Source organism: Gordonia sp. GONU (genome assembly GCF_024733855.1).
Taxonomy (GTDB): Bacteria; Actinomycetota; Actinomycetes; order Mycobacteriales; family Mycobacteriaceae; genus Gordonia; species Gordonia amicalis.
Map to the genome: position 1 here is coordinate 51,620 of NZ_JANRHB010000015.1, position 13,296 is coordinate 64,915.

A 13,296-nucleotide genomic window follows, 5' to 3' on the forward strand; every position below is an offset into this window, starting at 1 on the left:
GACAGTCGTTACGGCGAGGATCAGGCCTCGACGATGAACGCCTCGAGCTGCGCACGCGCGACGTCGTCGGCGAGCTGCTTCGGCGGGGACTTCATCAGGTAGGCCGAGGCCGGGAGGATCGGTCCGCCGATGCCACGGTCCTTGGCGATCTTGGCGGCGCGCACGGCGTCGATGATGATGCCGGCCGAGTTGGGGGAGTCCCAGACCTCGAGCTTGTACTCGAGGTTCAGCGGCACGTCACCGAAGGCGCGGCCTTCGAGGCGGACGTAGGCCCACTTGCGGTCGTCGAGCCATGCGACGTGGTCCGACGGGCCGATGTGGACGTTCTTGTCCTCGACCTTGCCGGCGAGCGAGCCGGTCAGGTTGGAGGTCACGGCCTGGGTCTTCGAGACCTTCTTGGACTCCAGACGCTCACGCTCGAGCATGTTCTTGAAGTCCATGTTGCCGCCGACGTTCAGCTGGTAGGTGCGGTCGAGGGTGACGCCGCGATCCTCGAACAGCTTCGCCATCACGCGGTGGGTGATGGTGGCGCCGACCTGGCTCTTGATGTCGTCGCCGACGATCGGGACACCGGCGTCGGTGAACTTCTTGGCCCACTCGGGGTCCGAGGCGATGAAGACCGGGAGTGCGTTGACGAACGCCACATTGGCGTCGATGCAGCACTGTGCGTAGAACTTGTCGGCCTGCTCCGAGCCGACCGGCAGGTAGCTGACGAGGACGTCGACCTCGGCGTCCTTGAGGGCCTGGACGATGTCGACACCCGAACCGTCTGCCTCGGTGATGGTCTCGAGATAGTACTTGCCGAGGCCGTCGAGGGTGTGGCCACGCTGAACGGTGACACCGGTCGGCGGCACGTCGGCGATCTTGATGGTGTTGTTCTCGCTCGCGAAGATCGCGTCGGACAGGTCGAAGCCGACCTTCTTGGCGTCCACGTCGAACGCGGCGACGAACTCGACGTCGCGGACGTGGTACGGGCCGAACTTCACATGCATCAGACCCGGCACGCTGGCGTTCTCGTCGGCGTCCTTGTAGTACTGCACGCCTTGCACCAAGGATGAAGCGCAGTTTCCTACGCCCACAATGGCAACGCGCACCTTATTGGGCTCACCCATGGTCGGGCTCTCCTTCTTGTTGCGGCGTCGCAGACGTTCGCTGCGCCACCGGTGTTTTCACTTGCTCGGGTGCCCGAGCTGTTCGTCCCGGCTCGGCGTCGAGTCCGGTTCTTCGATATTCGCCATCGGTTCGTCCCGGTCCCGGTTGCCCGGCCCCGGATCGACAGGTGACTGTTCGGTTCCGGCGGTGTCCCGAACGGCGTCGTCGGGATCGAATGCGTCGGTGTCGAACGGATTTGGTGGGTCGAACGGACTGGGAGTCCCGTCTTGCTGCTGGGAGCTCTCGGCGGCGATCAGCTCGTTGAGCCAGCGGACCTCCCGTTCACTGGACTCGAGGCTGAGCTGATGCAGCTGACGGGTGTAGCGATCGACCGCCCGGTTGGACCGTCCGACGATCTCCCGCAACCCTTCTCGGCGTTCCTCGACCTGCCGGCGACGTCCCTCGAGGATGCGCATGCGCGCCACCGCGGGAGTCCGGCTGAAGAACGCCAGATGAACACCGAAACCGTCGTCGGTGTAGTTCTGCGGACCGGTGTCGGCCACGAGCTCGGCGAACCGAGCACGACCTGCATCGGTGAGTTGGTACACCCGACGACCACGACGAACCTTCACACCCATGGGCGCGTCGGCTTCGTCGATGAATCCGTCGGCCTGCATCCGGCGCAGGGTCGGATACAGCGAACCGTAGGAGAAAGCACGGAAGGCGCCGAGAAGCCCGGTCAGCCGCTTGCGCAGCTCGTAGCCGTGCATGGGGGATTCGAGGAGCAAGCCGAGAATCGCCAATTCGAGCACTTCGTCACCCCCTCCTTCCTCGATGTGTCGGAGCGTGCTGACAGCGCAACACCTCGCTCCGATGTGTTTGTCAATGTATCGCACCGATATAACTGTGTCCACGATGAGGTCGATCGAGGAAGCTACCCCGCGTGTCGTGGGTTGGCGACCGAACCCGCCCCGTCGGCGGCCGGACCCGTCGCGCCGACGGTGGAGGTGTGACCACGTACGCTTGGAACCGTGCAACGCCAGATCGTCGACTACGCCCTGCAGCGGCGCGCTCGGCTGTCCTCGGTCCACGCGGGCCGGACCGCCGTGGCCGATGTGTGCGATGCGAGTCCATATCTTCTGCGCGCGGCGAAGTTCCACGGTCGGCCCAGTGACACGATGTGCCCGATCTGCCGAAAAGAGCAGGTCACGCTGGTTTCCTGGGTGTTCGGCGAACGCCTTGGCCAAGTGAGTGGCTCAGCGCGGAGCACTGAGGAGATCGCCCGGCTGGCGACCACCGACGAGGAGTTCTCGGTGCATGTCGTCGAGGTGTGCCGGACGTGTAGCTGGAACCATTTGGTGCAGTCCTACGTTGCCGGGCTGCCCCCGCGGACCACGCGTCGCACCCGACGCGTGGCCAAGTAGCGCGCTGGCCTGCGGTTTTTTGCCGAGGCCCCGCACGTGCTGTCAAAGTGGAGTGGCACGAGGCTCGAGAAAGTGACCGAGGTCAGCGGTGTGTGACGCGCCGCACGCCCGGTAGGAAAGGTGGACGATGAGCGAGGCGTACGGTTCTTCGCCCACACCGCGCGGTACCGGAACCCGTCCCGGTCGCAACGGTGGCAGTGGCAACCGGCGAAACAGCAGGCAGGCAGCGGAGGAACGGCACAAGCGGTTCGCGTGGGCGCTCGGCGCAGTGGGCGCCGTCGTCCCGGCCATCGTGCTGGTGCTGATCTTCGCGTTCGCCTTCACCTACTTCACCGCGGAGATCCCGGAACCAGAGGTCAGTCAGAAGGCGACCATCGTCGACACCTCCGGCCGCACCCTCGCCGACATCACCCAGCCCGACGGCAACCGCACGGTGGTGCCGCTCGACGAGATCCCCGACACGATGATCCAGGCGATCGTCGCCGCCGAGGACCGCGAGTTCTGGACCAACAACGGCTTCTCGCCGCGCGGCCTGTCCCGCGCGATGATCGGTCAGATCACCGGCAACCAGTCCGCCGGCGGTGGATCGACGATCACCCAGCAGTACGTCAAGAATGCGATCGTCGGTGACGAACGCAGCTTCGACCGCAAGTTCAAGGAACTCGCGATCGCCGCGAAGATGAACGAACGGCACGGCTGGTCCAAGGAGAAGATCCTCGAGGCCTACCTCAACACCATTTACTTCGGCCGAGGCGCCTACGGCGTCGCCGTCGCCACCCAGAAGTACTTCAACAAGTCGATCACCGACAAGGCGCGGGCCGCGAAGAACCCGTTGACCTTCGAGGAAGCGGCACTGCTGGCCGGGGTCATTCGCGCGCCGTCGTACTACGACCCGGAGAACAACCGGGAGGCGACCGAGGCCCGCTGGCGCTACGTGCTGAGCGGCATGGTCGCCACCGGCGCCATCACCAAGCAGCAGGCCGACAACGCGGTCTTCCCGAAGACCATCAAGCCGCGGGTCAGCGGTACCGACGAGACACCGGGCCCCAATGGCCTGATCAAACGTCGGGTGCTGGAAGAACTCAACAGCGTCGGCATCACCGAGAAGCAGCTGCAGACCGGTGGTCTCAAGATCAGCACCACCATCGATCCACAGGTGCAGAACGGCGTCGTCCAGGCGGCCTGCCGCAAGAACAAGATCTACAAATGCCCGGACGGCCAGCTCAACGGCGAACCCGACGACCTCCTGGCATCGGCGGTGTCCATCGACCCGCAGACCGGCGCCGTCCGCGGTTACTACGGCGGTGACAACGCCGGCGGGTGGGACCTCGCACAGGCGGGCCTGCAGACCGGATCGTCGTTCAAGGTGTTCGCGCTCGTCGCGGCGCTCGAACAGGACATCCCGCTGTCGAAGGTCTACAGCTCCGCACCCTTCGAGGCCAGCGGTGGACTCACGGTCGAGAACTCCGAGGGTCAGAGCTGCGGCTCGTGCAACCTCGCAACAGCGATGAAGATGTCGCTGAACACCGTCTACTACCGACTCATGATGGACCTCAAGCGAGGCGCCGAGGACGTCGCCGACGCAGCGCATCGAGCCGGCGTGGCCGAATCCTTCGGCAACATCGACAAGACCCTCCAGGAGGCGAACGGCTCCCCGGAGGGCGGCGTCGTCCTGGGTCAGTACCAGTCCCGCGTCATCGACATGGCCTCGGCATATGCCACCCTCGCGGCGTCCGGTGTCTACCACGAGCCGTACTTCGTGCAGAAGGTCGTCGACTCCGAGGGACAGGTGCTCTTCGAACGCAAGTCCGAGGGCAAGCGGGTGTTCCCCGCCAAAGTCGCCGACAACGTGACCGCGGCGCTGGAGCCGATCGCGGCATACTCCAACGGCAACTCGCTCTACGACTCGTCGCTCGGCTCGCGTCCGTCGGCCGCCAAGACCGGCACGGTGCAGCTCGGCGACACCGGAAAGAACAAGGATGCGTGGATGGTCGGGTACACCCCGCAGCTGTCCACCGCGGTCTGGGTCGGTACGAACGACGGTACGGCGCTGACCAACTACAGCGGCGCGTCGATCTACGGCAGTGGTCTGCCCGCGCAGATCTGGAAGGCGGCGATGAACGCCGCGCTCGAGGGCAAGGAGATCAAGGAGTTCCCCGAGCCCGAGGCGATCGGCGGCGTGGCCGGCATCCCCTACGAGGCCCCGGCGACCACCTACGCTCCGTCCACACGCTCGCGGGGACCATCCCTTCCGACCTTCGACATCCCCGACCAGGGCGGCGACGGCAACCTGACACTCGCACCCGGCGTCACCATCCCACTCCCGGGCGCTCCCCGAGGCGGGGGCGACTCCGGTGGCGGCAACTCGCCCGGCGGTGGGGACTCCGGTGGCGGGAACACGCCGGACGGCGGAGGCAACGTGCCCGGCGGTGCGGACGGCGGAGGAGTCCCTGAACCGCCGGTCGGCTGACCAGGACGTATCGGCTGACTCCGACGATGTAGCCGACCCTGCCTGGGACAGCCCTGCGCCGATGGCGCGAGACGGTCGCGTCGACACCGAACGCGTCCTCCCGACGCGCACCGACAACTCGGTCCGCGAAGCGAGTTCACTCATCGGCGGACCGGCGGGCGCGCATGCCGTCATCGGCCGAAGCCGCCACCTGACCCCGCTACGCGTGCTGTTCGCGCTCGCGCTGTGCGGATTGGCCATCGGCTGGTTCGGCAAGGCGGGCTGCCTGCAACAGGCCCCGGCCGACGGCGGTTCGTCCGGACGCCCCGGCGCCGAGATGCGACTCGACTGGGACGACCAGCGACAGTTCACCAACCTCTGCTACAGCGACGTCATCAGCCTGTACGGCGCGGAACGACTCAACATCGGGGCGCTGCCGTACCGCGACTTCTGGTTCCAGGAGGACTCCCAGGGCCAGACCATCAAGCGGTACATGGAGTATCCCGTGCTCACCGGGATGTTCATGTACGGTGCCGCGCAGTTGACGCGCGGCTGGGTGTGGGCCGAGGAGAACTGGGGTGTCCCCGGCGCGCTCGACGTGGTGCTGTTCTTCACCATCGTCGCGTTGGGCCTGGCACTGTTCTGGCTGGTCACCATCTGGGCGACGGCTCTCACTGCGCGGACCCGGATGTGGACGGTGTGGCTGGCGGCGCTGTCGCCGCTGGTGTTCGTCCATGCCTTCACCAACTTCGACACCATCGCGACCGCGGCCGTCGCGGTCGCGCTGCTCGCGTGGTCGCGGGACCGGCCGTGGATTGCGGGCGTGGCGATCGGCGTCGGCGCCGCGGCGAAACTCTATCCGGCGTTGTTGCTGGTGGTACTGGGAGCGCTGTGTCTGCGGACCGGCCGAGTCCGCGAGTTCGGGGCCGCGGCCGCCGCAGCCCTCGCCGCGTGGCTGCTGGTCAACCTCCCGATCCTGATCCCGTATCCGACCGGGTGGTGGGAGTTCTTCCGGTTCAACGCAGACCGGTCCGCCGACGCCGACACCATCTACCGCATCCTCGCCGACACGCTTGGTTTCACATGGAACATCGACCATCTGAACGCGCTGTCGGTCGGGCTGACGGTCCTCGTCATGGTGGCTGTCGCCCTCATCGGCCTGAGTGCGCCGTTCCGACCCCGTGTCGCGCAGCTGGCGTTCCTCGCGGTCGCCGGCTTCCTGCTCGTCAACAAGGTGTGGAGCCCGCAGTACTCGCTGTGGCTGGTGCCGCTGGCAGTGCTCGCGATCCCACACACCAGGCTGCTGCTGACGTGGATGACGATCGACGCGCTGATCTGGATTCCGCGGATGAGCCTCTTCCTGGATGCGGAACGCCGTTGGCTGCCCGACCAGTGGTTCACGGCCGCGGTGGTGCTCCGGGGAGTGATGGTCATCGTGCTGTGTGCGGTCGTGATCTGGCAGATCTGGCATCCGCAGGAGGACCTCGTCCGGCGCGGGAACGACGGTCGCTGGTACGACGATCCGGCCGGTGGTGTGCTCGACGGCGCACCGGACCGCATCCGGTTACGCCTCCCGTCGCGGCTCGTGCGGCGGCGCGCCGAAGTCGAAGTGGCCGAGCCCGTTTCGGCCGGGAGTACGTGAGCTGACCGCGCCGGCCGAGCTGGCGTATCGGAAGGAGGGAACCGAACTCCGCGTCGGCGCGTCCAATCCAGCATGAATCCCTCACAACTCGCTGTTCCCGACGACCTCATCGACTGGCTCGCCGACGGCGATCGCGCGACCGAACTCCTGACCGATTCCGTCCTGGTCGACCAGCAGTGGTGGATCGACCATCTCGCCGAGTTCGACATGCCGAACACGCTGCACGGCAGCAAGATCAGTAGAGGAGACCTGTTCGCCCTCGGCGCCGTCGCCGGCGAGTCCGCGGAAGATGCAATCGCGCTGTTGTGGAACGTCGTCGCATTCTGCCTGGGCCGTCAGAACGCAGACGGGAAGAAGCGGATCGCCGCCGTGGCCGCAGACCGCAAACGTCTCGGCCGACTCCTCCAGGAGGCCGCCCTGGCTAGTCGCGACGACCCCGGCGCGGCGTACGCGATGCTGCGACCGGACAAGGGCGGCAACACCATCGAGAAGCTCGGCCCGGCCGGGTTCACGTGGTACCTGTACTTCGCGGGTGCCGGCGATCCGAAACATCCGAGCCCGGTGCTCGAGGCCAAGGTCGGCCGATCATTGCGGCGTGCCGGTTGGAAGGGCCTGCGCGACGGCGTCTGGACCGCCGCCGACTACTTGACCTATTCCCGGATCGTCGACCGCTGGCGCACGGAGACCGGGATCGATCGCAACGACGTCATCGTGCGCGGACTCTTCGCGATCTCGCCGCCGAGCGGATGGGACCATCCGTGGCAGGCGTGGGAACGCCAGACCTGGGAAAAGGCGAATTGGGTACGCGGCCCCTTGTCCACCGACGATCTGCGCATCATCCACCGCTGGTTGTGCACTCTCTCCGCCCTGGCGCCGAGATCCGCTGAGGCGCAACTTGAATTCAGGCAGTTGGGTCACAAGATCAGCCAGGCGCTCAATGGTGAGGTCAGTGAGATCTACGACGGATTCGACGAGGATCGCGTCTACGGCAGCTACATCGGTCGGCGAATTTGAAGGTTGACGCACCCTCGGCGTGGGTATTGTCGGGACATGGCTGAGCGTGGCGAACAGGTCCCGGATACGACCGCCGAGGCGGTCGGAAAAGTGGGTGAGGCGCTCGAGTACGTCGAACGCGCCCGCGGTCACCTCTACAGCTTCCACCAGCTCATCGGGCATGCGGATCTTCTGCTCGGGGAGGCCGTGGACGCGCTACGTAAAGACGGACACGCCGACATTGCGGAAATCCTCGCATCAGAGATGGTCGGACGCAATGTCATCAACGGCCGCTGGACATTTCAGGTCGTCGAGGAATTCGACGACACGTACTGGCACCCGTTCCGGGCCCATACGGAACGGGTGCGCAACGAGTTGACCGACGGGGAACGGCATCTGTACGAGGCGCGGATGAAAGAAGAGCGCCGGACGCATGGTCATCCGGACCACTCGAAGGAGCCATGATGCCCGGCGTGTCAGCTAATCCGTTGTAGCAGTGCGGCTTTCGCGTCCGGCCACTCGTCGTCGATCATCGAGTAGAGCGCGGTGGTCCGCCATCCGTCGCCGAACCGCCGGTGTTTGCGAAGCAGTCCTTCGAATCGGGCGCCGAGTTTCGCGATCGCGGCGCGGGACTGCGTGTTGTGCTCGTGGGTGTGCCACGTGATCCGTACGGCGCCGCAGTCCTCGAAAGCGCGCCGCAGCAGCAGATACTTCGCGGTCGGATTGACCGTCGTTCCCTGCACGCGTTCGGCGTAGAAGGTGTAGCCGATACAGACGCTGCGGTTGGCCTCGTCGATCTCGTAGAAACTCGTCGATCCGACGACGGTGCCGTCGATGTTGTCGACGACCGCGAACGCGACGCGTGCGTCGGGGTCGGCGGTGGCGGTCTCGATGAAGCGACGGGCGGAGGCGAGATCGATGGGCACACCCGGAGACCAGCGGAACCTGTCCGGGTCGCCGACCACCCGAGCGAGTGTCGGCGCGTCGTCGATCGTCAACGGCCGCAACGTGACCCGATCGCCGACGAGCGGTCCGGTACCCAGCCACGAACTCATGTCAGGCCCGGTCCGTCGCCGGTACGGGGCGAGCGGTCTGTTCGTCGGGCCGATCGACGCGCGCGTCGTCGCGGATCGTCATCGACGCGAGTGGTTCACGCAGCGGGGTGCGGACCAGCGTGCCGATCAGGTACACGAGCAGGAACGCGTGAACCCAGACCGAGCCGGCGACACCGGTGAGCACCCACCAGGGCAGCGGGTCGCCGGCGTCGCGGATCGGGAACAGGCGGAAGATCGTCAGGTCCAGAGCGATGTCGGTGACCAGATACACCGCGATGACCTGCCACCGCACTCGCATCAGCACGAAGAACGGGAGAATCCACAGGGTGTACTGCGGCGAGTGCACTTTGTGGAACAGCATGAACCCGGCGAGCATTGCTCCGCTGACACCGATCCAGGGAAACACGCCGATCCGGCCGTAATGCCGCCACCCGAGGTACATGGCGACCGCGAAGGTGACAAGGATCAACAGCGGCGAGGCGACCCCGACGAGCGAGTGATAGGTGTCGGTCGTGCCGGTGAGGTAGCGCAGACCCCAGTACCAGATGGAGTTGGTGTCGACGTCGGCACGCCGACGCCCCTGGAACGTCAGTGCCGCCTTCCAACCGTCGAATCCGAGGACCATGAACGGCAACTGGATGGCGACCACGGTGACCACCGCGGCGCCCGCAACCCAGGCGGCACCCACCCAGTCGAGGCCGCGGCGCCCGACGCGCCGCAGTCCCTCGGCACCGCCGGTCAGGACATAGGCGGCCAGCGGCAGCACGAAGATCCCGGGATACAGCTTGAGACAAAAGCCGATCGCGAGCAGGACCGAGGCCACGATGGCCGCGGTCCGGAGGGGGAGTCTTCGTCGGCCGGTGCCCCGATCGATCGAGCCACCCCACGTCATCACCGCGATCGCGGCGACGGCGGTCGCGACCACCGGCAGCTCCCAGTTGTGGAAGGAGTACAGGACCAGCGGGGGAGTGGCCGCCCACAGCAGCGCCCACCAGCGGACCATCAGCGCCAGCATGACAGTGATCGCAAAACCGAAGGGGGCCAACAACAATGCGGTCTGGTTGAAGAACTCTGTGTCGGTGTGGGCGCCGATCGCCCCGACGTACATCATCAGCCCGGACAGCACGGGGTATTCGACGACGCCGCCGAAGAGCGTGCCGTCGCCACCGATCCCGCCGTGGATGTAGGGAAACACGTGGTTGTTGATGTCCCGGCCGAGCCACAGGTACATCAGGTCCGAGTAGCAGGGGATGATGCCGCCCGGATTGCCGGAGGGCCAGTTGGCGCTGCGTCCGTCGGCATCGAACGGCGCTCCACCGCAGCGGACCTTGACCTGGTAGCTCCAGAACATCGTCGCCGCGGTCGCCAGCAACGACACCAGCACGATGACCGCGGTCTCACCGCGTCCGGACAACCACGTGATCCGTCGAGGCGTACTGGTCCGCGGCTCCGACATGGCCAACAGAGTAGGTCGTCGTGCCCGACCCTTGCTCCCTGAGGTGCGAGGAGCGTGAGCGACGAGCCACGACGGGGCGGTGCCGGTGACCTCGGATTTCCGGGAGAACGTCCTGGTCATGTATCTTGGACCGGTTGCCGACGCAGGCGACCCTCCTGCCACGGACAGTCCGTGGCCGACCTAGCCCATAGGAGGTGATGTGGTCTTATGCGTCACTACGAATTGATGGTCATCCTCGATCCGAATCTGGACGAGCGCACCGTCGCACCCTCACTCGATACTTTCCTCAATGTTGTCCGCAAGGATGGCGGTTCGGTGGATGGTGTCGACATCTGGGGCAAGCGCCGCCTTGCTTACGAGATCCTGAAGCACAATGAAGGCATCTACGCCGTCATCGATCTCAATGCCGAGCCCGCCACGGTTACCGAGCTCGACCGTCAGCTGAAGCTGAACGAGTCGGTTCTGCGCACCAAGGTCCTGCGGAAGTAATCCACAGGGTTTCTTGAACGTCTGAAGACGTCGGTACCGGGTTCTAGGGTTGACCCAGAAACTCCCGGTGCATGTCGATCAGCGAGTGCCCACCAACGACCCGAGGGGAAACACACATGGCAGGCGACACGGTCATCACCGTCATCGGCAACCTCACCGCCGACCCGGAATTGCGGTTCACGCCGTCGGGAGCAGCGGTTGCCAACTTCACGGTGGCTTCCACCCCGCGCACGTTCGACCGTCAGACCAATGAGTGGAAGGACGGCGAAGCGCTGTTCCTCCGCTGCAACATCTGGCGCGACGCCGCGGAGAACGTGACCGAAAGCCTGACCAAGGGATCCCGGGTCATCGTGCAGGGACGGCTCAAGCAGCGGTCCTACGAAACCAAAGAAGGCGAACGACGCACGGTCGTGGAACTCGAGGTCGACGAGATCGGCCCCTCGCTGCGTTACGCCACCGCCAAGGTCAATCGCGCCTCGCGCGGCGGTGGCGGTGGCGGCGGTGGATTCGGATCCGGTGGCGGCGGCGGTAGCCGCGGCGGCGGATCGAACCAGCAGGTCGCCGACGATCCCTGGGGCAGCGCGCCTGCCAGCAGCGGCGGATCGTTCGGTGGCGGGGACGACGAACCACCATTCTGATAACTCCCGGGTCCCGCCCGTCGGCGGCCACCCGGATTGCATGACTGGAGCAATACACACATGGCAAAGGCAAAGCCCAGCCGGAAGCCTCGCGTCGAGAAGGTCACCAAGACCAAGGCGTGCAGCTTCTGCAAGGACAAAAAGGCCGTCATCGACTACAAGGACACCGCGCTTCTGCGTCGTTTCCTGTCCGACCGCGGCAAGATCCGCTCGCGTCGCGTGACCGGTAACTGCGTGCAGCACCAGCGCGACGTCGCCGTGGCCGTCAAGAACTCGCGTGAGGTGGCCCTGCTGCCCTTCACCTCGACCAGCCGATAAGCGGAAAGGATCAGTTGACATGAAGCTCATCCTCACCGCCGCCGTGGAGAATCTCGGCGAAGCCGGCGACATCGTCGTGGTCAAGGACGGCTACGGCCGCAACTACCTGCTGCCCCGCGGCCTGGCCATCAAGGCCACCCGCGGCGCCGAGAAGCAGGTCGAGGGCATCCGCCGTGCGCAGGAGGCCCGCGAGGTTCGCGGTCTCGAGCACGCCAACGAGCTGAAGCAGGCCCTCGAGGGCCTCGCGGCGGTCTCGCTGGACGTCAAGACCCACGACTCGGGCAAGCTGTTCGGTTCGGTCACCGCGGCAGACGTCGCCGGTGCCATCAAGACCGCCGGCGGACCGGTTGTCGACAAGCGCAACGTCGTGCTGCCCAAGGGTCACATCAAGGCCACCGGTAGCTACCCGGTCACCGTCACCCTGCACCCGCAGGTCTCGGCGACCGTGCAGCTCGCGGTCGTCGCCGCCGGCTGACCGCAGCGTCGAACTCACAAGGCCGGGTGGAAGAGATTCCACCCGGCCTTGTCGTGTCTGCCCCGGCCGGCCGAGTAGCGACGACCGAGCGGAGCGAGGACGCCCCCGACCGCCGGCCGAGTAGCGACGACCGAGCGCAGCGAGACGCCTCCGACCGCCGGCCGAGTAGCGACGCGAGCGGGTCGAGGAGGCCCCCCGACCGCCGGCCGAGTAGCGACGACCGAGCGGAGCGAGGACGCCGCGTATCGAGGTCCCCTACTTCGGCGCAGGCGGGTTGGCGGGCAGCTGATTCCAGTACTGGAGGCCGGGCGGGAGGTATCGCGGTGCCGGGTTCGCGCTGTGTGCGACGGCGTTGTTGCCCGGTCCGAGCGTGTCCCAGGACGGGAAGAAGAACTTGTGCCACGCGGGCGTGAAGATCAGCGCCCGCTCGCCGGTGCGGCAGGCGACGACGTCGCGGCGGGGCACGGTGCAGGTGACACCGGCGATCGTGACGCGCTTGCCGACCCCGAGGAGCGGCGGCCGGAAACCGGTCGTGGATCCGAACCGATAGGTCTGTTCCCGGTTGACCCACCACGGTCCCTGTTGGTCGCCGGCGATGGCGGCGCCCGTCGCGGTGGGCGGGGCGGTCGCGGGACGACCCTGGCAGCCCACGTAGCGGTACGCCTGGCCGATCTGGCACATCCAGCGGCCCGTGGTGAAGAACGATCGGCCGTTGTCACCGTAGGCGAGTGACCGGAACGTCGTCGGGTCGACAGGCTGGTAGCGCGACAGATCGAATTCGACGGGCATCGTGGGACCCGGTGCTGCGTTCACCGCGGGTGCTCCCACCGCGATCCCGGCCGCGACGGTCAGCGCCGCAAGCGCACCGACTGTTCGACGGATGATCCCGGTTCCCAACCCCAATGGCGACACGATCGACATTGCATCACACGCGTTCGTGTCCTCGCCGACTAACTGTGGATAAGTCGGGCGACTGATCGGAGGTATGCGGACCTGTTACGCAGATCACCTGGGAAATTCACCGAATTGTTTGCCACACGTAGTTGAACAGTGGGTCGCAACACGCCCGCACGACGACGCGCCGAAGAGTACCGAAGGATTTTCAGTTTCGTGATTGTGGAAATTAATCAGCCCGCTGACCTGGTCAAACAGGGTTGTTCACACCCTAATTCCTCAGGTTGTCCACAACGGCTGCACAATCGCTCCCCCGATCACTCACACCTCGTCCACAAGTCCTCCCCAGATTTGCTAACAGTCCGGTTTGA

The 13,296-nt window shown here is 66.1% G+C and carries 14 protein-coding genes; 9 read left to right on the plus strand and 5 right to left on the minus strand.

Annotated features, from left to right (window positions below; translation table 11 throughout):
* Window positions 1-20 precede the first annotated feature (20 nt).
* Window positions 21-1,112 carry an inositol-3-phosphate synthase gene (locus tag NWF34_RS14970; RefSeq protein WP_006438598.1) on the minus strand — a complete coding sequence of 364 codons (1,092 nt, stop codon included), beginning with the start codon at window positions 1,110-1,112 and terminating at the stop codon, window positions 21-23.
* A gap of 57 nt (window positions 1,113-1,169) precedes the next feature.
* A complete protein-coding gene (locus NWF34_RS14975; RefSeq protein ID WP_006438599.1) occupies window positions 1,170-1,904 on the minus strand; it encodes a PadR family transcriptional regulator in 735 nt (244 codons plus the stop codon).
* Between the two features lie 219 nt (window positions 1,905-2,123).
* Here NWF34_RS14975 and NWF34_RS14980 point away from each other — a divergent pair, with 219 nt between their 5' ends.
* From NWF34_RS14980 to NWF34_RS15000, 5 genes are all read left to right on the plus strand, one after another.
* Window positions 2,124-2,516 carry a DUF5318 family protein gene (locus NWF34_RS14980; RefSeq protein WP_006438600.1) on the plus strand — a complete coding sequence of 131 codons (393 nt, stop codon included), beginning with the start codon at window positions 2,124-2,126 and terminating at the stop codon, window positions 2,514-2,516.
* 127 nt (window positions 2,517-2,643) lie between these two features.
* The gene (locus tag NWF34_RS14985) at window positions 2,644-4,986 is read left to right on the plus strand and encodes a transglycosylase domain-containing protein (RefSeq protein WP_024499100.1); all 2,343 of its coding nucleotides are present in this window, start codon (window positions 2,644-2,646) and stop codon (window positions 4,984-4,986) included.
* Between the two features lie 61 nt (window positions 4,987-5,047).
* Window positions 5,048-6,607 carry a glycosyltransferase family 87 protein gene (locus tag NWF34_RS14990; protein WP_159404662.1) on the plus strand — a complete coding sequence of 520 codons (1,560 nt, stop codon included), beginning with the start codon at window positions 5,048-5,050 and terminating at the stop codon, window positions 6,605-6,607.
* 72 nt (window positions 6,608-6,679) lie between these two features.
* Window positions 6,680-7,621, plus strand: a complete 942-nt coding sequence (locus tag NWF34_RS14995) for a hypothetical protein (RefSeq protein ID WP_159404663.1) — start codon at window positions 6,680-6,682, stop codon at window positions 7,619-7,621.
* Window positions 7,622-7,657: 36 nt separating this feature from the next.
* A complete protein-coding gene (locus NWF34_RS15000; RefSeq protein ID WP_258325394.1) occupies window positions 7,658-8,065 on the plus strand; it encodes a hypothetical protein in 408 nt (135 codons plus the stop codon).
* Between the two features lie 11 nt (window positions 8,066-8,076).
* Here NWF34_RS15000 and NWF34_RS15005 read toward each other — a convergent pair whose 3' ends face one another.
* A complete protein-coding gene (locus NWF34_RS15005) occupies window positions 8,077-8,655 on the minus strand; it encodes a GNAT family N-acetyltransferase (protein ID WP_258325395.1) in 579 nt (192 codons plus the stop codon).
* A gap of 1 nt (window position 8,656) precedes the next feature.
* On the minus strand, window positions 8,657-10,111 hold the full coding sequence (locus NWF34_RS15010) for a hypothetical protein (RefSeq protein ID WP_258325396.1): 1,455 nt from the start codon (window positions 10,109-10,111) through the stop codon (window positions 8,657-8,659).
* Between the two features lie 207 nt (window positions 10,112-10,318).
* Here NWF34_RS15010 and rpsF point away from each other — a divergent pair, with 207 nt between their 5' ends.
* The 4 genes from rpsF to rplI all read left to right on the plus strand — a co-directional run bounded on the left by rpsF (window position 10,319) and on the right by rplI (window position 12,031).
* Complete coding sequence (rpsF, locus tag NWF34_RS15015; RefSeq protein ID WP_004020660.1) at window positions 10,319-10,600, plus strand: 30S ribosomal protein S6; 282 nt, start codon at window positions 10,319-10,321, stop codon at window positions 10,598-10,600.
* Window positions 10,601-10,716: 116 nt separating this feature from the next.
* Window positions 10,717-11,238, plus strand: coding sequence for a single-stranded DNA-binding protein (locus tag NWF34_RS15020; RefSeq protein WP_006868586.1), 522 nt, complete (start codon window positions 10,717-10,719; stop codon window positions 11,236-11,238).
* 60 nt (window positions 11,239-11,298) lie between these two features.
* Window positions 11,299-11,556: a 30S ribosomal protein S18 gene (gene rpsR, locus NWF34_RS15025; RefSeq protein ID WP_004020662.1), complete on the plus strand. Its 258-nt coding sequence runs from the start codon at window positions 11,299-11,301 to the stop codon at window positions 11,554-11,556.
* A 19-nt stretch (window positions 11,557-11,575) separates the two neighbouring features.
* Window positions 11,576-12,031 (plus strand): 50S ribosomal protein L9, encoded by a 456-nt coding sequence (rplI, locus tag NWF34_RS15030; protein ID WP_006438608.1) that lies wholly within the window; start codon window positions 11,576-11,578, stop codon window positions 12,029-12,031.
* 255 nt (window positions 12,032-12,286) lie between these two features.
* On the opposite strand, the gene NWF34_RS15035 is transcribed toward rplI, so the two are convergent.
* Entirely contained in the window at window positions 12,287-12,952 is a 666-nt protein-coding gene (locus NWF34_RS15035) for a hypothetical protein (protein WP_035760553.1), read from the minus strand.
* Between the last annotated feature and the right edge of the window lie 344 nt (window positions 12,953-13,296).